We start from the raw sequence: 26348 nt of genomic DNA on the forward strand, positions 1-26348 counted from the left end.
TTTTGGACTCATGCGACCATCACCAGCTTCGTTCTGGATCGTCCACAGAAAAAATATCCGCCTCTATAAAACAATGACGCATGTCAGCTGTGTGTTCGGCTTCAGCCATTATTTCATCGTAGATAATACTGTCGAGCTCTTCATCTGAGGTATAGGGGATCGAAAGAATATATCGGCAGTTATGCTTATCCAATTTTTCCATAGCAAACTGGCTAAGAATGAATTGTTCAATTTCATTCCGTACCTTGCCTTTTCCGCGCACAAACTTACTATTGTTTTCAATCTGCAAACATAATTCGACTTTCATCACTTTGGTGATATTTGTGTTCGCACTATCCTCTGACTGTTGTATTTTCTGCGGTGCCTCTGCTAATTTGTCCTCTGACTGCGTATATTTGTAATAGGTGTTGCGAGAAATACCCAGGATATCGCAAATTTCCTTAACGCTCCGACCTAGATCTTTCTTTAATGCCAGCGCGGCTTTACGTTTTTTTTCATCCACCCCTTTTGGCCTGCCACCTTTTCTGCCTCGTGCCCGTGCAGATGAAAGCCCGGCGTGGGTTCTCTCGCGGATGATGTCCCGCTCAAACTCGGCCAACGAAGCGAAAATATGAAAAATAAGCTTACCACCGGAAGTGGTTGTATCGATATTTTCTTGTAAACTTTTGAATCCGACCTCTCTGGCAATAAGGTCACGTACCGTCTCCACCAAGTGCGGAAGAGAGCGTCCCAACCGATCAAGTTTCCAAACAACTAGTGTATCTCCAGGTCGGCAGCATTGAAGCGCTTCAATTAATCCTGGGCGTTGCGCTTTGGCGCCACTGGCCGTATCGGTAAAAATGCGCCCACATTTTGCCGCTAAGAGTGCATCTTGCTGAAGATCAAGATTTTGGTCGGCAGTTGAAACCCGGGCATAGCCAACGAACATAAAAAGCGGCTCCTTTTCAACAGGCAGTTTGTACCATGAAACTCAACTCATATAAAAATATTGGTACGTTGATTTAGTATATGCGTTTTATGGTATAAAATTGATTATTAAATCGGCTTAATTTTGGCGTTTTACGCGTTTAAGTCACTGTTGTTAACGCCGACATAAACCCGCAACTATTTGCCGCAGGATAAAATCAAAAAAATACGGCGGACGGCACATCTTCAAAGCATTATCAAACGCCCCGCTAAAATGGGATCTCATCATTGAAATCGCACTCCTCATGTTCCGCCTGTTGTTCATCCTGTATTGTTTTGTACATGTCCAGGATTTCCTCACCATAACGTTGCCAAATGGCTTCTTTCAAATCATCGAGGAACTGATAGACGCAATCGGCCTCTTCCGGTGTCCAATGGGTGGTTATTTTCAGTATTTTCATTTGGCGCCCCCTTGTTGTCTGCTGCGTCGTTCCGCCGCTTGTTCTTTGGCCTCTTTCATGCGGTAAGATTTTCCCTCGATCGCGATGATTTCACTATGATGAACCAGTCGGTCAACCAGAGAGACGACACAAGCGGCATTGGGGAAGACGTCGTTCCATTCGGCGAACGGGCGATTGGTGGTGACCAGCGTTGAACGTTGTTCATAGCGTTGATTGACGATTTCAAACAGCAGATCCGCGTGGCGGTTGCTGTAGGAGAGATAGCCGACTTCATCGATGATTAACAAAGCCGGTTTGGCGTAGTGCTTGATTCTTCGCCGCAGGGCGTTGTCACTGTCCAGGGCGGCCAGGTCATTGAGCATGTTGGCGGCCGTTGTGAACAAGACCGTATGGCCGCGCATCACCGCTTGATAGCCGAGGTTTTGCGCCAGGGTTGATTTGCCCACGCCGTTACCGCCCAGTAGGATGAGATTATTGGCCCCGGTTAAAAAATCCAATTGCATTAACGCATGGATCGCTTTTTGATCTATTTTGTCCGGCCACTGCCAATCAAATTCGGTTAAAGGTTTAAAGCGTCCTAGTTTGGCGTGACTTAAACGGCGCTCCAGTGAACGCTGTTTTCGCTCTTGCCGTTCCCAATTTAATACGGTTTCCAGCCAGGGATACTGTGCTTGCGTCAGTTCATGCCAATGCGCCTGCACCCCATGAAACTTGAGCTCAATCGCTTGTTGCTTGAGTTGTTCGGCATCAATCATGGTTTTCCTCCTTGGTTATCGCTGTTATAGCGTTCTCCGGCTCTGGTTCTTTCTTTTGCTCATTCTTTTTCTCCTTCTCCTTCTCCTTGTCCTGCTCTGTTTCGCTGTCATTGACCGGGCCGTCCTCATGACTGGGATTGAGTTGGTCATAGTCAGCCAGGTTGACCGCTTTGATGTGGTACGGCTTGACTTTATCGGGTACCGCGACAGCCAGGGGCGGCGGTTGCCGTTTTTCATCACGCCGGCGTTCCAGGATTTGTTGCACCGCTTGCGGGTAGGGCGATTGCTGTTTGAGCGCTTCGTCGAGCGCGCTGTGCAATTCGTCCCGGCCATAGTCATCCAATAGCTGATTCAGTAAGCGAAGGGTGGTGGTTAACACATGACCCCGTTGGATGGCTTGCTGCAGGAAAAGGGGAATATGCGCGGAAGCGGCGCTTAAGCGGTCTTGCCCGCGGTGCTGCTTGGCGTTGGTTTTTTGCAGCCATAAGGCATTGATATGGCTTTCATCTTCGATTTGCCTGCCTTTATCAAAACTGCGTCGATGTTCGGCAATCACGTGTTCGCCATCTAGGATGCATAGTTGCTTAAGATCGGCGATCACCGTCAGCGGTTTTTGGACGTGCTGATGCGGAATCGAGTAATCATTCCAGTCAAAGCGGATATAAGGCGTTTTTCGGGCCGTGACCGGTTTCCTTTCACGGGTATCAAACGGGTTGTCCGGCAGACTGAGTAAACTCGGTTGCTCTTGATGAAAAGCCTCCTTCACCGTCAACTCGGTATTTTCCGGGCAGCGCCGCTCGCCGCTAACGCCTTGACACCATTGATCGGCCTGTTGATTCAGTTCTTCGAGTGTTTGAAAATGCCGCGCGGCAAAAAAATTATCCCGGATATAACGAATCGCCCGCTCCACACGGCCTTTTTCATTGCCGCGCGCGACGGCGACCGGGCGTGGCTCAAAGCGATAATGCGCGGATAAGGCCAGCAACGTGGGATGAAAACGGATGGCGTCGCCTTGGCGTTCCAGCACGGCCGACTTGAGATTGTCATAGAGCAGCACCTTGGGTAAGCCATTCCAGGCCTCGAACGCCGCCACATGACCGCGTAAAAAGTTTTCCATTTGTTGATTGAGGTAAAACTGCAAATAGATTTGCCGCGACCAACTTAACACCATCACAAACGCCATTAACGGTCGTTTGGCTTTGCCTATGTGAATCGAACCAAAGTGTCCCCAATCGACTTGGGCTTGTTCACCGGATAAGGTTTTTAAGCGCAAATAGGCTTCCGGCTGTTTGCGCGGGCGCAGTTGACTGATGCGCTGGCGAAACTGGCTGGGGCCACCGGGATAACCCCGTTGTTTCGCCATCTCATACAATCTTGCGGCCGTCAGGGTCGGAAACTGCGCCAATGTCGCCATGATAAACGGCAAATACGCATCGATGATCGATGGCCGCGGTGAGCGTTCAACCTTCGGGAGGCCTGCTTGCGATAACACGCGGTCAACAACAGAATGATGGATGCCCAACTGTGTGGCAATCGTGCCGACTCGCCACTGCTCCACAAAATGATAACGCAGTATTTTCGCTTCAATGTCTTTATTTAGGGTCATCATCACCCCTCACCCGCGTAGCGGTTCCGGAATACAGGTAAAATCCGGCCGGCATGGACAAAATCCCGGCGTAACAAAGGCGCACAAACGGCACCGCAATGGTGACAACGCAAATGACCGTCCATGAGTTCGATGGTTTCGGTTTTTTCGAGCCCGGTGCGCTTACGTTTCAGTACATCATGAGCGGTCACCTGTAGGGAACCCTGATGCGTTACTTTTTGTTTCTGTCGTTCTCGAAACCGTTGTTGACGGCTGGCATTATGGAAGCGTCCTGAGCGTGTGGACTGATATTTTTTCCCGGCGCGCCTGCGGGACTCTAAACGGGCGGACGCGGCGCATCCGCCGGTGCAATAACGCTGACCACGATCACAACGTGAGCAGATGATGACCTGTGTATGACAACGGTGACAATAATAAAGGCGGGCGGTGCGGCACATCGACACAAAGGCCGATGAGGGCTGAATTTATTCCTCAGATATGTCACACTGAGGATCGTGCTTCGGCACGGTTTTGGGGGTATGGCGTCAGCGTTGACCGTCAAATCTTTGTGGCGTCATACCTTCTCTCAACGACACCGCTCTTTATACCGCTGACCGTGTTGTTTTGCTTGATTATTGATGAATGGTGTTCGTGAAAAAACAGCCATCACGATTATTTCAGCATGCTATTTAAAGCTGGGGGATAACGGGGGGATTTTACTATTCGGCAAATAACTGCGGATTTGGGCTGGTTTTTACAACTGTACCATAAAAACGGTCGTTTTTATGGTACAGGTTGTCAGCCTATTGATCTAATCACTTTTGCTTTCAATAAGGTTCTTTATCCTTGCCAACGATTCAAGAAACCGCATACCCGCGACTAAAAAGTCATGTTTCAGTTCGCGATTTGGCTATCATTTATACGCCTAATGTGGATGAATTATCCTTGGCTAAACAAGTAACCCGTGGGGCGGTTGCCCAGTTGGGATTCCTAGTTCTTTTGAAGATTTTTCAACGCCTAGGATATTTTGTTCCAATCAGCCAAGTACCATCGGCTATCATTGAACATATCGCCGGCGTGGCTCAGATTCAACCCGCTATCACTGAGCTGGCCGGCTATGATTCGTCTGGAACGCGCAAGCGCCATTTACAAATCATACGCCAGATACTCCATATCAATTGCTATGATAAGGATGCCCGCCATATTCTGATGCTGGCCATGAGCCAAGCGGCCAGGACAAAAGAAGAGTTGGCTGATCTTATCAATGTCGGCATTGAAGAATTAGTGCGTAAGAAATATGAGCTTCCCGCCTTTGACACGTTGGTACGCGGAGCTCGCCATGCACGCACCATTCTCTATCGGCAGTTCTATCAGCAAGCGGATGCCAGTCTGAGCACAGAAGAAAAGAAACGCATCGAAATGCTGTTTATAGCTGAACCAGAATCGCGTTTTACACCCTGGAATACGCTCAAGCAGGAACCTGATAGTCCAACCCTAACGAACCTCAAAGTCTGGTTAGATCGGAAGGCCTGGTTGGCCCAGTATCACATTGATCAACAAGTTCTTGCCGATATTCCTGATGTAAAAATCCAGCACTTCGCTGCGGAAGCCAGAACCTTGGATGCCGCGAGAATGTTGGAAATCGAACCCAAAAAACGCTTAACTCTGGCGGTTTCGTTGCTGAAAGTTCAGTCGTATCGAGCCCTGGATGATTTAGCAGAAATGTTCATCAAGCGCATGTCGACCATCCATCAGAAAGGCAAAGATGCGTTAGCAGATTATCATGCACGCAACCAACAGCGTGCCGACGAATTAGTACAAACCTTACGCGATTTGGTTATTGCCTACCGCACCGAAGGATCCGCCCAGGATAAGATCACAGCAATTGATGCCTTATTGGCAGATCAAGGTGATGTTATTCTCCAACGCTGCGATGATCATATCGCTCATGCGGGCGACAACTACTTTGTATTTCTGTGGCGCTTCTACAAGAGTCATCGCTCAACGCTTTTTCGCCTACTCAGGTGTATCACGGTGCAGACCACTACCCAGGATACAACATTCGTGGCGGCGCTGCATTTTCTGCTAGAGAATGAACACAAGACCGGTGAATGGCTGACAACACCAAAATCCCCCTGTCTTGATCTCTCTTGGATGCCGGAAGCCTGGTGGCGTTTGGTTACAGAGTTGCACAATCATGATGAAACACCAAAACGTTTGCACCGTCGCCATTTCGAACTATGCGTTTTTTCGCAGCTGATGATGGAGCTAAAGTCCGGTGATTTGTGTATCCTTGGAAGCAATCATTACGCCGACTATCGTGACCAGCTCATCTCCTGGGAGGAGTATCACCGCGATATCGCCGCCTATGGTGAAATGGTCGGATTGCCCACCGAAGGCGCTGCTTTCGTAGTGCACATGCAAGCACGATTAACTGAAGTTGCTCAAAAAACTGACCACGCTTTCCCCGATAATACGGATTTACGTATTGAGAATGGCGAACCTATTTTACGCCGACCCACGAAAGCAACGACGCCCGCTGGATTACGTAATTTCGAACAACTCGTGGCCGACCGGTTGGAACCCACGCATTTATTGGATGTGTTACGTGACACCGAACACTGGTTGAACTGGACGCGATTTTTTGGCCCCATTTCCGGCCACGACACCAAGCTCGACAACCCTGTTTCACGTTACCTGACCACTACATTCTGCTATGGTTGCCACCTTGGGCCGGCACAAGCAGCGCGTTCACTGGGTAACGTCGACAGACGGCAACTTTCCTGGATTCATTGGCGGCATATAACAGAGGGAAGCCTTGAAAAAGCGATTCGGGAAATTATCAATGCCTATCACCGTTTCGACCTGCCCAAACACTGGGGGACTGGCAAAAATGCCTCCGTCGATGGCACCATGTGGGATCTGTATGAGCAGAATCTATTATCCGAGTACCACATTCGCTATGGCGGATACGGTGGAATTGGCTATTATCACGTCTCCGACACCTATATAGCGTTGTTCTCAAACTTCATTCCCTGTGGGGTCTGGGAAGCGGTCTACCTGCTTGATGGGTTGCTCAAAAACTTTTCCGACATCCAACCCGATACGATTCATGGCGATACCCAGGCGCAAAGTACACCGGTTTTTGCCCTGGCGTCGCTTCTGGGGATTTCCTTGATGCCCAGAATCCGTAATTGGAAAGATTTAAAAATGTATCGTCCTGACAAAAACAGCACTTACAAGCATATCGATACGCTGTTTTCGGATACCATTGACTGGAAACTGATCCAGACTCATTTGCCGGATATGTTACGGGTAATTCTTTCTATTAAAGCTGGCAGGATTACTGCGTCAACATTGTTGCGAAAATTGGGAACCTACAGCAAAAAGAATAGGCTATATCAGGCGTTTCGTGAGCTTGGGCGTGTTATCCGAACCGAATTTTTGTTGAAATACATCAGTGACTCTGAATTGCGTGTACTTATCCAGGCAGCGACTAACAAAAGCGAGGCATTCAATGGATTTTCGCAGTGGCTAGCTTTCGGAGGTGATGGCACAATATCGACAAATGACCGGGATGAGCAGCGCAAAATCATTAAGTACAACCATCTCGTGGCTAACTGCCTAATTTTCTACAATGTATTCTCTATCAGTCGAGTATTGCAAGATTTACAGCGTGAAAACTATCCGCTGGAACCTTGGCACATAGCCGCACTGAGCCCATATTTGACTTGGCATATCAATCGTTTTGGTCGGTACGATTTGGATATGGAAAAACAGCCACCAGAATTGCTCTACGACCTATGGACACATGAGAGTCAAATCCTTATGGCCCAATAATGAAGGAATCGTTGTCGTACCCCCGCAACGTCCCCCGACGCTAGATAAATCGTTTCTACGCTGATTTGTTTGCCCGGATAATACTGCTGGGCACCTCGCCGCAGCAGAGCGTAAAGAGGCTGATCGAGTTCCGATTTCGTTTTCTTGCCGGTGCGGTTCCGCTGCGCCCGCACAACGCCTTCCGGAGTAATTATGACCCGATCAGGAGTAACGGATACGACCGACGTCCCGAGTGTGACTTTCCATTCCTGGCGTTCATATGCTCCGACTTCCCCCGTGATCGCAGCCGCCATTGCCCGTACCATTCTTTCAGCCACGTCCCGGTAATAAGCTTCGAATCCGTGGCCCACTGGTCCTCGCGCCGCCCACTCCGTTTGAAGACGTTCTAACCCAGCCGCAAGGTCCACATTCCGTTCCGCTTGCCGTTCGCTTTCAAGCCAGCCGAAGGTGGCATAAACGCAACGGTGAAATTGCACATACGGCGTCTCGTTGCGCCCCCCGCGCAATCCTTCAACAATTTCGTATCGATATCGCGCCGGGCAATTCATGTAAATCGATAATTCGCGCTCTGGATAGGTATCCCGTCTCGCCTGGGGAATTTTCATCAAAGGTGGCGCAAAGGATTTTCCTGAGCCACTGAACCTGACGTTCGGCAGACGAACAATGTCGAGAAATTTTGAGGCGCTCGCATTTTGCTTGGCGTAGCGCTCTGCGCGGCTCAGCGAGAGATAGTCCCGCGCCCGCGATAATGCGACGAAAAATAGGCACTCCTCTTCTGCGTCGTGATCACCTGAAAGAGACAAGAGTTCCGTCAATGTATCTGGAGGTGGACAACGAACTCCTTGCCTAGTCGTTGGCATATAGCGTGTAGCAAGTGCAGGTAAATGCACCGCTCCAAATTCAAGGCCTTTGCTTCCATGAATCGTCAGGACGCGCACAGCGTCAATATCGGAGGCTTCCGACGAAACAGCACGAAATACACTGTCTTGATTGAGCGCCTCCAGGCGCCGGATGCGGGCTAGAAACCGTTTGCGATCATGTACTCCAGCCGTATATTGCTCACCGCATACTTTTAGCAATTGATAGATTGCGATCAGTTTCTGACGCGATGCCGCATCATTGGCTTCAAGGAGCGGCCTGAGGTACGAACTTCTTTCAAATAGCCACGTCGTCAGGTAAATCCACGGCGGAGCCTGCTCTAATCCTTTGAGTTGATCGCCGAGACGCGTAAGCCCAACCCGCCCTTCGGTGCTAATGTCTGAAATCTCGTTCACACGGCTTAGGGCCTCAATGATTGAGATATTGGATGCTTCGGCCCAATGGCGGCATTTGATGGCGTCTTCTCGAGCGACTGCATATTCCGGGAGTTCGGCAATCCGTGCTAGACCGACATTCCCGTACTCACTGTCAAGGGCGATGAGGGAAAGCAAATCCCTGATTTCTTTACGCTCGAAAAGGTCGCCCAAGTATAGCAACGGAACGCCTAGATGTTCTAGAGCTACCGTGAGTCGCGCAAGCGTCAAGTGCGTTCTTGCGAGAATAACCTGATCGCTATATGTAATGCCAAGTTCGCGAAACTGCTCAATCTGACTTGCGATATATTCCGCCTCCGCCGCGACCGTTGGTGCAACCGCCATCGTTACAGAGCCGCCAACATCACGAAATGCCTCCCATTTGCCACGCTGTGAGCCATCGCCCATCGAAGACGAGAAGGTCTCGAAAGCGCGGACGATTGGGGCGTGTGAGCGGTAGTTTGTAGAAAGGGAATGAGATTTTCCAGCAAACTCATCCGGGAAGCGCGTCACATTGGATGGCTCTGCGCCCCGAAAGCGGTAAATTGATTGGCGCTGGTCTGCCACAACCCATGGCACCGCGCCCTGTTTACAGATTTCCCGCAGCATCCGTGCGCTTGCAAGGTTAACGTCTTGGTATTCGTCGACATGAATGACCTTGAACTGTGAGATGTAAGCTTGAACATCTTTGTTAGATTCGATGAGTTTGCTTGCAAGTAATACTAGGTCGCCAAAATCAACGGCATCAGCATCCTTAAGCGCTTCTTCATAGACACGATAGATGTGAGCGATTTCCAGCGCCTTTTCGGCGGCTGCAATGGCGTCTTCGTTTCCGGAGGCCAGAGCAGAGGCATAGGACGTATTCGCCTCCCTTCGATACTCTTCAGGTGAAATCAGCTCATCTTTGCACCGAGAAATCGCACGAAGAACATGCGTAAGCTCGTAAGCTGGTTCATACAGATTTTGAAAATGATTGAGGGACAACTTCTCCAAATTAACCTCGAGAAGCGCCAGCGCACTCGCTTCATCGATAATCTTCACCTGCGGTGAGCGCCCAATACCCGAGGGCCAGCGCGTGATGAGTTCCAGCCCAAAAGAATGAAAGGTTCCGACCCACATCTCCACGGATGCTTTTGCATCCATTGCGGACAAGCGTTCGTGCATCTCTTCCGCGGCCTTGTTGGAGAATGTCAAGGCAAGAATACTTGCGGGTGCTATACCCGACGCAAGGCAGTGCTTGATTCTGTGCACAAGTGTACGGGTCTTACCAGTTCCTGGGCCGGCGTCAACTAGTAGAGCCCCAGCGTCCCATGTTGCTGCGGTCTTTTGGCTGGAATCGAGCTCAATCTTTGCGCCCGGCTCCTGCTTAGCGGGCTCCCTGAGCGGGGGCAAGAGTAAAGTGCGGATAATTTGGTTTAATACCAGTCTGACTGGCAACTTGAGGTCGTTTGCGATTTGAGTCGGACGGCATCCATGAATAACGTATTGCTCACGCGCCCAGTCGGCGGGGCAGAGAAATTCCCCTGCAAAGACGTCGGCTTGCACTTCCTGCCGCTGTCGGGAAGAGTAGCCCTCGACTTTTCCTGCCGCACCTTCGACAGGGTCTCCACCCAATCCTGCATACGAAATGGTCACCTCATGCGATGGATCAGTATGCAGTTCGTAGTGCCCTATTTCGTGCGCGATAACTACCTGCTCTTCTTCCGGGTCCTGGCCCGAGGCGACATTGACAACTTGGGCGGTCCGTTCAAGTGAGCCAAACACCTCCTCTCCAAATCGTGTGCCGGGCGCATAGTAGCTTTTTTCAAGATCGAGAATTTGAAGTGCAGCATCGATAAGTGCATTCGCGCGGCGGTCGCCATTCGTCGCTGTAAGGGCTTTCGTATGGAGTTGACGCGCGTTGCGTCTTATCTCGATCCATGTATCCATTCAGTCAGTCCTCGTCAAGCCAGTACCGAATTTCCTCGTTTGACATACCACTTGTCCTGATAACTTCTGCAAATGGCCGAGCGATGACCGCAGAAATATTTCTTGCTTTGGCCATGCCTAGTTTTGGCTGACCAAGTGCATATTGGAGCAGATCACGAACTTTATCGGCGGGAATTGCGAGGGTACGTTGTAACGCTTCAGTCATCCTCTGACTAAGCGGAGGCGAAACTCGTCCGCCAAAAAGATCGGCAATGATGCTTCGACGAATGTCGATTTCATTAGCTAAAGAGGGAATCGTTTTCCCGCGTGCCTCCAATACCGCTTCAAATGACTGATACGTAACCGATTCAGAGGCGGCGTTTTCAAGGTCAGCGGAATAAAGTGCGCTTAAGGCGCGGCTATAACCCTGCCGGAACACAGTATCAGGCACTTCCATCGGATTTTCTTCTTCGTCAGCCATATCCCGCGTAATCCCAGCATGAATACGAATGTCTTCCGCAAATTGCGGATATCTGCGTACCCATGTCGAAATGTCATCGGCAGTCGGCCGAGAACATTTCTGATGAAACGCGAACAACACGTCGTCGCGGTCGGCATTTACATTGTTGTAGGTCATGATGATCTCCTTACTTGCTCTCTCAGTGTTTCCTGGACCTCCTTTACCCACGCCCTGGCCGTACTCTCATCAACCCCCATAGCCTCTGCGATGGAATGGGTCGTCGCGATTCTTTTTGTCTTGTACGGGACGTCATCCATAAAAAGGCGAAACGCTAGGCGTTTTCGTTCATCCGGAACATGCTTTTTCAACAGGCGATCGACATCCATCTGATCGATAAAGTCGTTGACCCCGTCAAACATCGATGGGTCGTAAGATGTTTGTTCCTGTAACGTCTCGTCATCGTAATTAACGACTGGTTCATGGAACGATACAATCCGTTCGCCATCCAATTCGATGAGGTCTTCCTCGTCTTCTATCAACTGGTCGTCTGCCCCAAGGCTTTTCGGCTCGTCGTTTCGTGTGGAAGCCTTAATTTTCGCCTTGTCTGCCTTCTCCGCGAGGATATCTTCTTCGGTTCTGCGCAGTTGGACTTCCTTCGCGAGGGCATCTTTGATCCTAAAGCTGAGTCGGGCGTGAAATGCTTCCCGGAACCCTGCACCGTCCGACGAATTCGGTTTCGCGGCTGCCGTGAAAACGGATTCATGTGTTCGCCAAATTATGTCCCATCCCTCGTTTAGATGATAGCGGCTGACTTTCCGACGGAGTTCTGCAATGACAAGATCGCTAAGTTGCTTGGCTAAGGCATTCCGCACCTGCCCGTTCGCCTTAGCGCCCAATCCCTGGAGGGCGCAGAACAACACCTGTACGCCGTATTCGAGGTGAAGATTCTCCGCGATGGCACATTGCCAGCCGTTGTGGTCATTTGAGTCGGGCGGAGGTGGAACAGTTTGTTTCAGGTTTTTATTCATGTAACATCCTTTTCTTCTCATTACATATAGGTAAGCGACTCAAGCGCTAAAAATGCGGGGAAGGCTACTAAAATTTTTTGAGTCATGTGCAATAGGGTGACCAGGATTCACAAAAGGACAATGTTTACTTGTTTTCCAAAAACCTCGTGCACCGCTGGAATCAAATGGTCATGATGGCTCAGGAAGATGACTTGGGTTTGTTCGGATAATGCCTTAAGTGCTTCAAACCCCGCTTTTGATCGGACATCATCGTAGTTGATAAATAGATCGTCGGCGACGAATGGCAACGGCATGGCTTGTTCCAGGTGCATTTCCAAGGCCGCCAGTCGAAGTGCCAAATAAAGCTGATCTCGTGTGCCGTCACTCATGCCCGAAATACCAACCAACTTGCCATCGGCGCGCAACCCCTCCAACACCATCGGCTCCCGTTCAAAATCCACCATCAGCTTACTAAACGATCCGGATGTTAATGTCGAAAAGATCGCACCTGCTCGTTGCAACAGTGGCCCCTGCTTCTCTTCTCGATAGCGGTCAATTGACCAACGGAGCAAGCGGCCGGCGGTGAAAACTTTCACATAGCGTTCTGCCGCATCTGCCATTTGCGCAAGCGCCTCTTGGCGCTGAGCCTCAGCTTGTGTCGCCGCGTCTGAACCACCGATTTCGGACAAAACCCGCAAGGCGTTTGCATGGTCAGCCGAAAGCATCGTTTGCTGCTGCACGGCATCAGCAATTTCATCGTTGATGTGTGCGAGCTCAGCGGCCAGATGAAGCAGATTAGCCGCATCAATCTCCGCTTCGATTTGCAGCCGCGTTAGGCCATCTCCCCCATTGAGAAGTGTCGCCTTAGTCTCTGCAAGCTCGGCATTGAGACGACGTTGCTCGTCAGATCGAGCAATGGCTGCATTCAACAAAGTCGTGGTGTCGACGCCTGCTTTTTCCATTAACGGTTTCAAACTCGCCGTGGCGGTTTGACTGGATTCTTTGGCTTCCAATACCTGGCTGTTTGGGGTAGGACAAGCAGTCGTGTCACCAGCCGCCATTTTGATCTCTCGAAAGTACGGTCGCTGGGCGGAGTGGCTATATAAACCGGAACAGAACATGTGACCCCAGCTCATGGATGTTGTCATGCTGGATGAGCTACGGAATTTGCCATTCCCAGTCTCAGTCGATGCGTCTTTACTATTTCATCTGGATATTAAAGCCCTAGATCGTGCTGATAAACCACTAGCCGTTCGGTCTGCTTCGTGGCGGCATAAAAAATTCTTTAAAATGAACAAATTGCTCCGTCGACACGCAATTCCCTATTGAATACGAGTAACGGCGCGGGGTATGGTGTTCTCGAAACAGGGTACGCGTATACTCGTCGACCTGTTCCATTTACCATAGCTTGCTGTTATTTATTGATGGAGGTCAGATTTCAAAACTTAACCGGAATTTTTATAAAACGTCGGATTTACCTGCAAGCATTTCTTGTTCCGCTTCATACCAGTCCTCTATTTCGTGGCCCGGCGCAAACCCTCTTTTTTCGGCTTTGTAATAGGCACATTCGGCAATTTCGGCGGTTAAATCGGGTGAGCAACAGCCTTCATTAGCGCATTCTTCGCTTGTGGTTTCTTCAATACTGCTTTTCTTATTTGAGGCCATCGTTTACTCCTTAATCAGATTAACAACAGAAATCAGCTACAACACACTTGCAGTAGCAAGAGTTTTTTTAAATCGATCAAAAAATAATCGCTCTAAACATCCATTTGAATAAAAAGTGACTTTAGGTTTCAAAAGAGCTGGATAAAGGTTAAATATCTAGGCGGCCTTTGGTACGAGCTGGTAAACCGGTTTTTAAAAGGACAAAACCTAACGACTAAAAGTTCATACGCTTAGTTGGTTTACTGATATCGAAACATCGCGTCGGAATCCGTAAAGCACGTCCAAGCGGCATAATGCCTAACAACTTTTACGTTTGGAGCATGACTATTGTCTGAGTTCAGTAAGTATCCCCCGGCAAAGCCGGGGGCTTTATGTTGTGAACCGCTCAAAGCGGTAAATAGGGTCGCTAACGCGGCCCTTTCATAATGGCCGCCCATAGGCGGCGACTCACTGCCAAAGGTTCATTTGTTCAATTCGTTGGTCTTCCTGTTCTTGATGCCGGATATACTCCCGAATCATCGTTTCATCCCGACCTACCACACAAAATAACCTCTCGCCCAGAAATGTTGCCTTACAAAATTCCGTTTCTGTTCACCATAAACCCGCGCCAAATGAATCGCGCTCTTGCCCTTGATGTGACCAATCACTTGCGACACCGCATATTTCGGCGGGATCGAAATCAGCATGTGCACATGATCCGGCATCAAGTGACCTTCCAGTATCCGGCTCTCTTTCTGGCCCGCAAGCCTCCGAAACACCTCCCCTAAATGTTTTCGCAATTCCTTGTACAGCGTTCGACGCCGGCACTTTGGTATAAATACCACATGATATTTGCACTCCCATTTCGAGTGGCTTAAGCTTTCGTTCTCGTCCATCAGGTTCTCCTTTTTCGCGTTTGCTTGGCGGCTCACGCGTTCGAGTGTCCTGATGGACTCCTCTAAATATCAAACTTTTGCTGTCTCCCCGGCAGAGCCGGGGGATTTCTCATTTTTGGTTAATTGAACCACGAAGAACTCTTATTGACGACAAAAGTAGAAGTGTGGCCAATAAGGCTGCGACGATTAGGTCCGGCCAATGATTATCCAATGCCCAAACGCCTATTGCGGCTATAATGACCGACAAATTGGACGCAATGTCATTGCGCGAACACTCATAAACAGAACTCATGTTGATATCTTCGTGACGATGTCGCCAAAGCAGATAAAGGCAAAGTCCATTCGCGGCTAAACCGGCCAAGCTGAATATACCCATGACTTGATACGACGGTAGTTCCGGGTTTGCCAGACGATTGACAATTTGTGCTACCACACCCGCCGATGCTGCAAAAATTAATCCGCCTTTGAACAGTGCAACGCGAGCTTTGGTTTGGGAATTGCGGCTGACGGCAAACAGGCTCAGGCCATAAGTCATTGCATCGCCCAAATTATCCAGGGAATCGGATAGCAAAGCGGTGGACTTGCCATACAGCGCCGCAAATACAATGACTGCGAACATCACCGCGTTGATCAACAATACCTTGATTAAGGTACCGCGCTGCCTCTCCAGAAGTGCTTCCGCCGCACAGTCGTTTTCGCAACAGGATGCCATGGGCTAATCTCGAAACATTGAAATTAGATTAAATGATGGCATAAACTTCATTCGTTTATCAAACCCGAATGCAACGTAAATCCGAAACATCGAATGGCAACAGGCTTTAGGAAATATTACAGTTTTTCAACCTTGCCAGTGGTAAGTTCTCAAATTCGGTAATAACCGGTAAATTAGCAGACCATCAGGGATTTAAATTTCAAAAGTGTTTGTTTTCTTAGCAAATTAGGTATAGGCTTAAAAGAAGGATCATTTCGCTACTATAGAATCTAAGATATCCAAAATGTTCAGCCGCAGGCTAGTCGTATTGTTAATGCTCATCATGGCAGTCATGCCTGTAAGTGTGACGTATGCGCATTACTCCGGCAACGAATTATTTTCTACAGTGCATTCCATTTCCAGTGATGATTTGGCGACTGACAAGAACATATCAAACGTCGGACAAGACCATCATTGCCATCCCAGTAAATATCATCCTTCTACTTGCAACTTTCATGTTTGCGTCGATTGTGCGCTTGCTTCGTCTTTCATATTCCTTTCATTGCAGCGCGTAACTAACTACGTCGCGTTTGCAAAGCCGGAATTCCTTTCCCTCCATCTCCCGCCTAACACAAAGCCACCTACAGCGACCCTTTAAGCGTTTTAGAACGGCCTTCCAACACCTGGTTTATAAGGCCTTCAAGGCAATCGCGGTTCAGGTTTTCCAACGCGCTATCGCTGATTAGTTGGATCGCATTGATTGTCGTCGCCAATATGACGTTTTGAGGATCATTATGTCGCCAGATTTACCCATTACCCGCTACCATCTGATAGCGGTATTGTGGCTTGCCTGTAGTGCCGCCTACAGTACGGAGCAACCTGTTTTGTCTTTACAAGCCGCCACCGAACTTGCCGTGCAGGACAATCCCGGCTTGGCGCAGATCAACGCACGAGCCCAAGCCATGGCCGCTATCCCATCGCAAGTCGGCACGTTACCCGACCCGGCCATCAGTTTCAGTTCGCTGAACTTGCCGACCGATACCTTCGATACCCGGCAGGAACCGATGACGCAAATGCAATTCGGCGTATCGCAGAGCATACCCTTTCCGGGCAAATTGGCGTTAAACGAACAAGCCGCCGGTTTTGCGGCCGAGGCCGCCGCGCACGATGTCATCGAAGCGAGGTGGCGATTATTGCGCGACGTGAAAAAGATCTGGTGGTCGCTGTTTTATCTAGACCGTGCACTGGAAATTATCAAGGCCAATCAGGATTTACTTCGGCAATTCGTTGCGATCGCGCAAACCAAATATCAAGTGGGCGAAGGCTTACAACAGGATGTGCTATTGGCGCAACTGGAACTATCCCGCCTGCTAGATAACGAACTTGTTCTCGTCGGGACTCGCGAACGAGCAAAAGCGCAATTGAATGCCTTACTCGATAGGCCGGCGGATCAGCAAATCGCTTTACCCAAAGCGGTTTCGGAAACATTGCCCAACTTGATGGCGGAGTCTGCATTATTCGAACAAGCGGAAAACGCCAGGGCATTGCTCGCTTCCCGGCGCGAATCGGTCAATGTGGCGCAAACGCGTTTGGAGTTGGCCAAGAAAGACTATTTTCCGGATTTTAATGTCGGTGCCTCTTATGGCATTCGTGACAACACACTCGCGAATGCCGATCGAGCGGATTTTCTTAGTATGAAATTGAGCATGACGGTTCCGATTTTTTTGGACAGCAGACAAGCCAAGGCGGTTGATCAACGTACCAGCGAATTGATGCAGCAAAGGTATGAATTACAAGACGAGTGGAACCGTGTACGAGCCGATATTTCAACCGCCTATAGCGATTTTCATCAAACCAAGAATCAGGTGGTTCTATTTAAAAGCGGCATCATTCCCCAGGCTCGGCAAACCGTTGCCTCTATGTTGGCCGGTTATCAGGTGGGCAAGGTCGATTTCCTGAATCTGGTGCGCAGCCAAATCACCTTATACAACTATGAAACCCAATACTGGAAGGCTTTAAGCGAAGCCAATCAGGCGTTAGCTCAATTGAGTGCCATGGTCGGCAAGGAAGAAATCTATGAATAAGACAAGTTGGCTGGTTTCCGTTCTAACATTAACGATAGGGATCGGCATAGGCAGCTGGTTGACCGAATACCATCAAAATACATCTGAGCATAAAGATAGTCGCGCTAATGCAAAAACAAACGGCGAAACAAAGCGCCTCTTGTTCTACCGCAATCCGATGAATCCCTCCGTGACTTCGCCCGTGCCGGCGAAAGACCCCATGGGTATGGATTACGTTCCAGTCTATGCCGATGATTCAAACGGCGCCACCGAGCCGTCAGGCACCGTCAAAATCGATCCAGTGACCGAACAAAACATCGGTGTCCGTACGGCCATCGCTCGCCAGGAAACGCTATCGCACATCGTTAGGGCGGTGGGCCGGGTTGCCTACGACGAAGAACGCCTGATTCGACTACATCCAAAAACAGAAGGCTGGATAGAAACTTTGCGGATAGATAAAACCGGGGAATGGGTCAAAAAAGACGACGACTTGCTCAGTATTTATTCTCCCCAACTGGTGGCGAGTCAACAGGAATACATTCTGGCGCTGAATAACCTCAAAGCCCTGGAAAATAGTCCTATCGAGGATATTCGCCGTGGAGCCGAGGAATTGCTCAGAAGTTCGCGTGAACGCCTGAAACTACTGGATGTGCCAACCCATCAACTGCACGACCTGACTCGCACGCAGCAAATCAAAAAAAGTCTACATATTCATTCTCCGGCCGCAGGCATCGTCATGAATATTGGCGTTCGCGAAGGTCAATATGTCACGCCGGCCACCGAGCTTTACATGATAGCCGATCTCTCCACCGTCTGGGTCTACGCCGATATTTATGAATATGAATTGCCTTGGGTCAAAGGAGGCGACCCGGTTGAAATGCAGTTAGCGGGAATTCCGGGCCGCACTTTCAAGGGTAGGTTGGCTTATGTCTATCCCTATGCCGAGGCCAAAACGCGATCCATAAAAGTCCGGCTGGCGTTCGACAATTCGGAACTGTTACTGAAACCGGACATGTATGCGCAAGTCGCCATCATGGCCCGTAGACAGTTGAAAGCGGTGACCCTGCCCAGCGAAGCGATCGTCCGTTCAGGCACCCGAGATCAAGTCTTCGTGAAGCGGGCTCCGGGCAAGTTCGAGCCGCGCCTAGTGACGCTGGGGCTTGCCTCTAACGGCAGAGTCGCCGTATTGGAAGGCGTTGAAGCCGGTGAAGAAGTGGTTACCTCGGCACAATTTTTGATCGATTCGGAATCCAAGTTACGCGAGGCGACCGTCAAGATGATCGCTCCCGGTCACGCCGCCGACGAGCCGGTCGATAGCGATTCCGTGCCCGAGCATCAACATTCGAAGGGGCCGCTTGAACCCATCGATACTGGAGAACATGCCGTGCAACAGGGAGACCATCGACATGATTAATGCATTAATCAATAGTTCGCTCAAAGACCGTTTCATCGTGCTATTGGCGGCTATTATCCTGGGATTGGCTGGACTATGGTCCTTCAAAAATATACCTTTGGACGCGATACCGGACTTATCCGACGTGCAAGTCATCGTCTTCACGGAATACCCGGGACAAGCGCCTCAGGTCGTCGAAGACCAGGTCACTTATCCTTTGACTACCGCCATGCTGGCCGTGCCGAAAACCAAAGTCGTTCGCGGTTATTCGTTCTTCGGTTTTTCTTTCGTGTACATCATTTTCGATGACGGCACCGACATGTATTGGGCCCGATCGAGGGTGTTGGAATATCTCAACTATGTCAGCGGCCGCTTGCCGAAAGGTGTCAATCCATCCTTGGGGCCGGACGCCACCGGCGTCGGCTGGGTGTATGAATACGCATTGGTCGACAAAACCGGCAAGCACGATTTGGCCCAACTGCGTTCCATTCAAGACTGGTATATGCGTTATCCGTTGCAAACCGTGTCCGGAGTATCCGAAGTCGCTTCGGTCGGCGGTTACGTCAAACAGTACCAGATTGAAGTAGACCCTAATGCGCTGACCGCCTACGGCATCTCATTGAGCAAAGTCAAGCAGGCGATCCAGCGCTCCAATAACGATGTCGGCGGCCGCTTGGTCGAAATGTCCGAAACCGAATACATGGTGCGCGGCCTTGGGTATATACGGAGCATCGATGACATCAACGGCATACCGGTCGGTGTCGACGCCAACGGCACACCCATCCGCATTCAGGATATCGCTCATGTCCATATAGGGCCGGAACTGCGCCGTGGCGTGGTGGAACTGAATGGCGAAGGCGAAGTGGCCGGTGGTGTCGTCATCATGCGCTTTGGTGAAAACGCCAAACAGACCATCATCGGGATCAGAGCCAAGCTTGAGGAACTGAGCAAAGGCCTGCCAGAAGGCGTCGAAATCGTCCCGGTTTATGATCGAGGTGATCTGATCGAAAGTGCGGTTGCGACCTTGTACGAGGCATTGACCCAAGAATTGATCATCGTATGCGTGATGGTTGGCTTGTTTTTGCTGCACTTGCGATCATCGTTGGTAATCGTGATTACCTTACCGCTGGGCGTGCTGATCGCTTTTATCGTCATGAAATTGCAAGGGCTCAACGCCAACATCATGTCCTTGGGCGGCATCGCCATTGCGATTGGCGACATGGTCGATGGCGGCATCGTCATGGTCGAAAACGCACATAAGCATTTGGTTGAAGCAGCCGAAAAGAAAAAGGCCGACCTGACGGAACGAGAACGGTGGCAAGCCATCTCCACGGCATCGAAAGAGGTGGGGTCTACGCTGTTTTTTTCGTTGCTGGTAATCACTGTTTCATTTATTCCCATTTTTGCGATGCAGGCTCAGGAAGGCCGGCTATTCAGCCCACTCGCCTTTACCAAATCCTACGCGATGGCCGCCGCGGCAATGTTGACAGTCACTGTCGTACCGGTATTGATGGGGTACTTTATTCGCGGCAACATTATTCCGGAACACAAAAATCCAGCCAACCGCTTCCTGCATATCCTTCATTCGCCCGTGTTAAGAATCGCCATGCGTTGGCGCCTAACTACGCTATTGATTGCCGCAATTGCGCTGGGGTCTACTGCTTATCCTTTGTCCAAGACCGGCAGCGAGTTCATGCCGCCTTTGGATGAAGGCGATATCCTGTATATGCCGTCGACCTTTCCCGGCATATCGATCACTAAAGCGAAAGAACTATTACAACAAACCGACAAGATATTAAAAACCTTTCCCGAAGTACAGCATGTCTTCGGTAAAGTCGGTCGGGCCGATACCGCGACCGATCCGGCGCCTTTATCGATGATTGAAACCACGATTCGGCTCAAGCCCAAAGATCAGTGGCCGGACCCGAATAAGACCACTCGGCAATTAATGAAGGAAATGGATCAAGCCATTCGCTTCCCCGGTATTGCCAATGCTTGGACCATGCCGATTAAAACCCGCATCGACATGCTGTCTACCGGCATCAAGACGCCGGTCGGCATCAAAGTGTCCGGACCGGATTTGAATGAATTACAACGCTTGTCCAAGGAAATTGAACAGGCAATGAAAACGCTGCCGGACACGCTGTCGGCGTTCGGCGATCGCTCGGTTGGCGGCTATTACCTTGATTTCGACATCGATCGGGACGCCGCCGCACGCTACGGTTTGACGGTCGGCGACGTGCAAGACATCATCCAAAGTGCGATCGGCGGTATGAACGTGACTGAAACGGTGGAAGGCCTGGAGCGTTATCCGGTCAACCTTCGTTACCCGCGCGAACTCAGGGACAACCTGGAAAGCCTGAAACGGGTTCTGATTCCGGCCCCAACCGGCGCCCAAATCCCGCTGGCGATGGTGGCCGATTTAGAGCTCAGCCGCGGACCGCCTTCGATTAAAAGCGAAAATGCTCGCCTGAACGCCTGGATTTACGTCGACATTAAAACCTCCGATATCGGCGGCTTTGTCGCTCAGGCCAAACGAACCCTGGAACAACAGGTCGAGATACCGAAAGGCTATACGGTCAGTTGGTCGGGCCAGTTCGAATACATGGAACGGGCGGCACAGCGGCTGCGCATCGTCGTACCTTTGACCTTGCTGTTGATCTTCTTGCTACTGTATTTTTCTTTCAGAAATATTGCAGAGCCGATCATCGTGATGTTGACGATTCCCTTTGGCCTGATAGGCGGGATTTGGACTATTTACTGGTACGATTTCAATTTATCGGTGGCCGTCTATGTCGGCTTCATCGCCCTGGCCGGCACGGCCGCCGAGACTGGCGCGATGGTACTGAATTTCATCGACATAGAAATCGCCAAACTACGCGCGCAAAAACAGTCGCCGTTAACGGGGCTGGAAATCAAGGACGCCGTCGAAGCCGCTACGGCCATGCGCGTCCGTCCGGTTGCAATTACGGCCTTCACGACCATGTTGGGTTTGGTTCCGATCATGTGGGCCACTGGCACCGGTGCGGACGTAACACAACGCATCGCTGCGCCGGTACTCGGCGGTATGCTGACGGTCTTGATGTTGAGTCTTTTGGTATTTCCAGTGATCTATAGTCTGGTACTGCAATTCCAGGAAACCCGTAAACATAGCTTGTCAAACTGAATCCATATTCAAGGACATGTGCAACTAACAGATCAGTGGAATGATTTAATCTATTCGACACTTACCAAGGAGTCAAGCCTATGATTACTCGTTATTAATCTTAAAATTGCTGGATATTCAACACTCAATCGCATTTTACCGGAGAACACCCATGAAAACTTACCTGCTAATCCCCCTATTTTTAACCGTAGGTTTGCTGCTGCCTGCCTGTGCCGAAATGGATACTCATCCCATGGACATGAGCCAAGCTGTTCAAGACGCAAAAACCAAAGCCGACCACGAAGCGTTGGCGCAACACTACGAAGAGACTGCGAAAGAGATGCAGCTTAAAGTCGATGAACATAAAAAACTGCTGAGTAAATATGAATCACACGCCTATTTGTACGGAAAGCAAGCCGAAAACTTAAAAGGCCATTGCAGAAGGCTGATTTCGATCTATGAAAATGCAGTCGAAGCGAATTTAAGCATGGCAAAAGCACATCGCGAAATGTAAATCTTACCAGCCGGCGAGGGAGCGGATTTGCTCCTTCGTCGTAACGCCCGATGCAGCTTCCCCAATTAGCGTTTCTTCGTCAGAGAATGCCAAAGATAAAAGCTAAGTTTAAATCGATTCCGACTCACTCAATCAGTCGAACGGTACACCGATTGATTTTGACCAGATTGTTTTTCGGATGGTTATGCCTCAGCCTGGCGATTGGTGGCATCGTTCTTTGGCTGGAGGTCAATCGCGTTCGACATTTTGTGCATGAACTTGCGCTCAAAGAGTCGGCAAGTTTTAGCGGTGAATCCGCTCATAATATGGATAGACTGGATGCCGACGCTAGGCTTCATCTTCGAAATTTGGCGGAACAATTAGTTAACCAACATTTTTGGGTGGTTGAGTTATACGATCTCAACAAACAACTCCAACTTGAAACCATTAGGCAAGGATTTGAGGTTGTCGAACATGATATTAATCGTTTCCGCCATCGGTTTCCGCAACAGGGTGAGTTTTCACATCAGTTTCATCTGATGCATGGCAAATTGCTTCTGGTGATTCTAGTCCCTTTATTGGATGCTCAAAATAGCTTGATTGGCTATTTCGAGGGTGTTTATCAAGTCGATAAAAATACTCTCGACACTATTAAATACGGCCTGTTTCGCAAATTAATGTTTGCGACGCTTGGAATTACGTTCGCAGCGCTATTGATATACCCGATCATCTTGTTGCTGAACAGAGAATTGATAAGACTTTCGGCAGACTTACTTAAAGGTAATCTCCAACTAATGAATGTGCTCGGCGGTGCGATTGCCGAACGCGATTCCAACACCAATAGCCATAACTATCGAGTGACCTTTTATGCCTTGCGTCTAGGTGAAGCTATCGGCCTACCCCAAACCGACATCCGCGATCTAATTACAGGCGCTTTTTTACACGATGTCGGCAAAATCGGCATCCGTGACCTGATCTTGTTGAAATCGGGGAAATTATCGCCGGAAGAATTCGAGGACATGAAGTTGCATGTGGCCTTAGGCGTCAACATTCTGAACAAATCAAGTTGGTTGCAGGGGGCAAAAGACGTGGTCCTATATCATCATGAACAATTCGATGGTAGCGGCTATTTGGAAGGCTTAAAGGGCGAGGCGATCCCTTTGAATGCAAGGATATTCGCCGTTGTGGATGTATTCGATGCCTTAACCTCGAAACGGCCGTATAAGGAACCATGGCCTGTAACGGATGCCATCGCCGCACTTGAACAGGGTCGCGGCAATCACTTTGATCCACGCTTAGTTAATGCGTTTACACCGATTGCACGCCGTCTGTATGACGAAATCGGTGGGCTTGAAGAGCAACAGATTGAAGTAATGTTACATCAGCTTATTGCCCCATATTTTTTAAACACTGATTTTGAAAGATGCTCGAAAAAATTATGTACGTAAGAAATTTCACCATTCATTCGATTCGAACTGGTCTCGCGTCATCAACGTTCGGCCGCAATTAGCAGGAGATGGTCATGAAAACACCCTGGCAAGCGCAAGTCTATACCTGTCCCATGCACCCGGAAATTAGACAGATACAGCCAGGGATTTGTCCAAAATGCAGCATGGCTTTAGCTTTGATAGTTACTGAGGAAACGCAGCCGCTTATCGAATATGTGTGTCCAATGCATCCGGACGTGGTGCAAAGACAACCTGGTTCTTGTCCCAAGTGCGGCATGACTCTGGAGGCCCGTAACGTTCCGGTGAAAGCAGAAGATAACACCGAGTTGGCGATCATGAGTCGCAGATTTTGGCTTTGCACGGCATTGACCTTACCGGTGTTCATTTTGGCGATGACGCATGATATTTTGCCGAACTTGATTACCAATGCTTTCGTCAACCAATGGCTGCAATGGTTCGAATGCGCTTTAGCGACTCCAGTTGTTTTATGGGGCGGATGGCCTTTTTTCCAGCGAGGTTGGCGTTCTGTAGTAGATCGTAGTTTAAATATGTTTACCCTGATTGCACTGGGTATCGGGGTCGCCTGGGGTTATAGCTTGGTGGCACTTTTAGCGCCGGATATATTCCCAGCTATTATGCGTAACAGCCGGGGCCAGGTGGCGGTATATTTCGAGGCCGCAGCAGTGATTACTAGCTTGGTTTTGCTTGGACAGGTATTGGAGTTGCGAGCACGCAGCCGCACCAATATGGCCATCAAGCTACTGCTGGAACTGGCACCAAAAATCGCGCGACGGGTGCATAAGGATGGCAGAGAGGACGATATTGCACTGGAACAGGTCAAACAGGGCGACATACTGCGCGTTCGTCCCGGAGAAAAGATTCCTGTAGACGGAGTTGTGTCCCAAGGCGCGAGCCATGTCGATGAATCCATGGTGACAGGCGAACCGATGCCGGTGGCAAAGAATGTGGGAGATAGGTTGATAGGTGCGACCATGAACACGACTGGCAGCCTAATATTGCGGGCGGAGAAAGTCGGTAACGATACCTTGCTGGCCCAGATTGTCAAAATGGTCAGTGAAGCACAGCGTAGTCGGGCTCCAATTCAGAAGCTAGCTGACACAGTAGCGGCTTATTTTGTGCCGGCTGTTGTGATAGCGGCTATTGTGACATTGGCTTGCTGGTGGCAATGGGGGCCGGAGCCTCGTTTGGCACATGCCGTTGTTAATGCTGTTGCGGTACTCATTATTGCTTGTCCCTGTGCGCTGGGTCTAGCCACACCTGTTTCGATAATGGTTGGCACTGGCAAAGGCGCACAGATTGGAGTATTGATTAAAAATGCCGAAGCTCTGGAACTCATGGAAAAAGTCGACACGCTGGTGGTCGATAAAACCGGCACCCTGACAAAGGGTGAGCCTAGTTTAATGGCGGTAATTGCCACTCCAGTGTTTTCGGAGCAAGAGGTATTGTATTTCGGAGCTAGTCTGGAAAGGGCTAGTGAACACCCTTTAGGAGCCGCTATTGTCAAAGGTGCTGAACAAAAAGGCATTGTACTGTCAGCCAGCGAGCGTTTTACATCTCTCACTGGGAAAGGCGTTTGCGGCAACATAGAAGGCCGCCAGGTTTCACTGGGTAATATTCAATTAATGGGGGCGCAGAACATCGATATCAACCCTTTGAAACAACAAGCAAACGAGTTACGCCAAACGGGGCAGACAGTCATTTTCGTGGGTGTTGACGGTAAACTCGCTGGACTTATCAGCGTTGCCGATCCAGTCAAATCCACAACACCGGAAGCACTGAAGGCCCTTCACGCAGCCGGTATCAAAGTGGTCATGCTGACTGGCGACAATAAAACCACCGCCCATGCAGTCGCCAAAAAACTCGGTATAGATCGGGTTGAGGCTGAAATATTGCCGGAAAAGAAAGCTGAAATCGTTAAACAATTACAGACTAAGGGCTCTATTGTAGCGATGGCGGGTGACGGTATCAACGACGCCCCAGCCCTGGCCCAAGCGCATGTAGGCATTGCCATGGGTACGGGTACCGACGTGGCGATAGAAAGTGCGGGAGTGACGCTGGTCAAAGGTGATTTGCGCGGCATCGTCCGCGCACGGCAATTAAGTCGAGCCACTATGCGTAATATTCGACAAAATCTATTCTTCGCTTTCATTTATAACGCACTGGGTGTGCCGATTGCCGCAGGTATGCTATATCCGTTCTTCGGCATCTTGCTTTCGCCGATGATTGCCGCCGCCGCGATGAGTTTTAGTTCTGTATCGGTAATCAGTAATGCACTCCGATTGAATCGGATGAAACTGTGAAGCAACCTCGATATGTTGCACAAGGCTCGATGCTACGGAA

At 49.8% G+C, this 26348-nt stretch carries 18 protein-coding genes and 1 pseudogene; 7 read left to right on the top strand and 12 right to left on the bottom strand.

What is annotated here, in order from left to right:
- Nucleotides 1-19 precede the first annotated feature (19 nt).
- The 5 genes from GO003_RS26790 to GO003_RS23590 all read right to left on the bottom strand — a co-directional run bounded on the left by GO003_RS26790 (nucleotide 20) and on the right by GO003_RS23590 (nucleotide 4165).
- Nucleotides 20-928, bottom strand: coding sequence for a recombinase family protein (locus GO003_RS26790; protein WP_159658573.1), 909 nt, complete (start codon nucleotides 926-928; stop codon nucleotides 20-22).
- Between the two features lie 247 nt (nucleotides 929-1175).
- Nucleotides 1176-1367, bottom strand: a complete 192-nt coding sequence (locus GO003_RS23575; RefSeq protein ID WP_159657960.1) for a hypothetical protein — start codon at nucleotides 1365-1367, stop codon at nucleotides 1176-1178.
- Nucleotides 1364-2122: an IS21-like element helper ATPase IstB gene (istB, locus tag GO003_RS23580; protein WP_159657961.1), complete on the bottom strand. Its 759-nt coding sequence runs from the start codon at nucleotides 2120-2122 to the stop codon at nucleotides 1364-1366. The genes GO003_RS23575 and istB overlap by 4 nt, the downstream gene beginning before the upstream one ends.
- Entirely contained in the window at nucleotides 2115-3731 is a 1617-nt protein-coding gene (gene istA, locus GO003_RS23585) for an IS21 family transposase (RefSeq protein ID WP_231089252.1), read from the bottom strand. Before istA ends, istB begins: the two co-directional genes overlap by 8 nt.
- Nucleotides 3731-4165, bottom strand: a complete 435-nt coding sequence (locus tag GO003_RS23590) for a hypothetical protein (RefSeq protein ID WP_159658566.1) — start codon at nucleotides 4163-4165, stop codon at nucleotides 3731-3733. Before GO003_RS23590 ends, istA begins: the two co-directional genes overlap by 1 nt.
- Nucleotides 4166-4553: 388 nt before the next feature.
- Between GO003_RS23590 and GO003_RS23595 the strand changes: the two genes are divergently transcribed.
- On the top strand, nucleotides 4554-7547 hold the full coding sequence (locus tag GO003_RS23595) for a Tn3 family transposase (RefSeq protein ID WP_159654150.1): 2994 nt from the start codon (nucleotides 4554-4556) through the stop codon (nucleotides 7545-7547).
- On the opposite strand, the gene GO003_RS23600 is transcribed toward GO003_RS23595, so the two are convergent.
- The 7 genes and pseudogenes from GO003_RS23600 to GO003_RS23630 form a co-directional block, all read right to left on the bottom strand.
- A complete protein-coding gene (locus GO003_RS23600; RefSeq protein ID WP_159654148.1) occupies nucleotides 7526-10768 on the bottom strand; it encodes an ATP-dependent helicase in 3243 nt (1080 codons plus the stop codon). The two genes, GO003_RS23595 and GO003_RS23600, sit on opposite strands and share 22 nt — an antisense overlap.
- A gap of 4 nt (nucleotides 10769-10772) precedes the next feature.
- Complete coding sequence (locus tag GO003_RS23605) at nucleotides 10773-11384, bottom strand: hypothetical protein (RefSeq protein WP_159654146.1); 612 nt, start codon at nucleotides 11382-11384, stop codon at nucleotides 10773-10775.
- Nucleotides 11381-12235 (bottom strand): hypothetical protein, encoded by an 855-nt coding sequence (locus GO003_RS23610; protein WP_159654144.1) that lies wholly within the window; start codon nucleotides 12233-12235, stop codon nucleotides 11381-11383. Before GO003_RS23610 ends, GO003_RS23605 begins: the two co-directional genes overlap by 4 nt.
- A gap of 107 nt (nucleotides 12236-12342) precedes the next feature.
- On the bottom strand, nucleotides 12343-13275 hold the full coding sequence (locus tag GO003_RS23615) for an ATP-binding protein (protein ID WP_231089253.1): 933 nt from the start codon (nucleotides 13273-13275) through the stop codon (nucleotides 12343-12345).
- 397 nt (nucleotides 13276-13672) lie between these two features.
- Nucleotides 13673-13879, bottom strand: a complete 207-nt coding sequence (locus tag GO003_RS23620; protein ID WP_159654142.1) for a DUF2934 domain-containing protein — start codon at nucleotides 13877-13879, stop codon at nucleotides 13673-13675.
- A gap of 447 nt (nucleotides 13880-14326) precedes the next feature.
- Nucleotides 14327-14754, bottom strand: a pseudogene (gene tnpA, locus GO003_RS23625) (IS200/IS605 family transposase).
- A gap of 109 nt (nucleotides 14755-14863) precedes the next feature.
- Nucleotides 14864-15466 (bottom strand): cation transporter, encoded by a 603-nt coding sequence (locus GO003_RS23630; protein ID WP_159654140.1) that lies wholly within the window; start codon nucleotides 15464-15466, stop codon nucleotides 14864-14866.
- A gap of 773 nt (nucleotides 15467-16239) precedes the next feature.
- Between GO003_RS23630 and GO003_RS23635 the strand changes: the two genes are divergently transcribed.
- The 6 genes from GO003_RS23635 to GO003_RS23660 all read left to right on the top strand — a co-directional run bounded on the left by GO003_RS23635 (nucleotide 16240) and on the right by GO003_RS23660 (nucleotide 26308).
- The gene (locus GO003_RS23635; RefSeq protein WP_159654138.1) at nucleotides 16240-17529 is read left to right on the top strand and encodes a TolC family protein; all 1290 of its coding nucleotides are present in this window, start codon (nucleotides 16240-16242) and stop codon (nucleotides 17527-17529) included.
- Nucleotides 17522-18922 (top strand): efflux RND transporter periplasmic adaptor subunit, encoded by a 1401-nt coding sequence (locus tag GO003_RS23640; protein WP_159654136.1) that lies wholly within the window; start codon nucleotides 17522-17524, stop codon nucleotides 18920-18922. The genes GO003_RS23635 and GO003_RS23640 overlap by 8 nt, the downstream gene beginning before the upstream one ends.
- Nucleotides 18915-22067 carry an efflux RND transporter permease subunit gene (locus GO003_RS23645; protein WP_159654134.1) on the top strand — a complete coding sequence of 1051 codons (3153 nt, stop codon included), beginning with the start codon at nucleotides 18915-18917 and terminating at the stop codon, nucleotides 22065-22067. Before GO003_RS23640 ends, GO003_RS23645 begins: the two co-directional genes overlap by 8 nt.
- Nucleotides 22068-22218: 151 nt before the next feature.
- Entirely contained in the window at nucleotides 22219-22560 is a 342-nt protein-coding gene (locus tag GO003_RS23650) for a hypothetical protein (RefSeq protein WP_159654132.1), read from the top strand.
- Nucleotides 22561-22646: 86 nt separating this feature from the next.
- Nucleotides 22647-23987 (top strand): HD-GYP domain-containing protein, encoded by a 1341-nt coding sequence (locus tag GO003_RS23655; RefSeq protein WP_159654130.1) that lies wholly within the window; start codon nucleotides 22647-22649, stop codon nucleotides 23985-23987.
- Nucleotides 23988-24061: 74 nt separating this feature from the next.
- Nucleotides 24062-26308 (top strand): copper-transporting P-type ATPase, encoded by a 2247-nt coding sequence (locus GO003_RS23660; protein WP_231089255.1) that lies wholly within the window; start codon nucleotides 24062-24064, stop codon nucleotides 26306-26308.
- Nucleotides 26309-26348 lie beyond the last annotated feature (40 nt).

Origin of the sequence: Methylicorpusculum oleiharenae, assembly GCF_009828925.2 — a bacterium.
GTDB classification, from domain to species: Bacteria; Pseudomonadota; Gammaproteobacteria; order Methylococcales; family Methylomonadaceae; genus Methylicorpusculum; species Methylicorpusculum oleiharenae.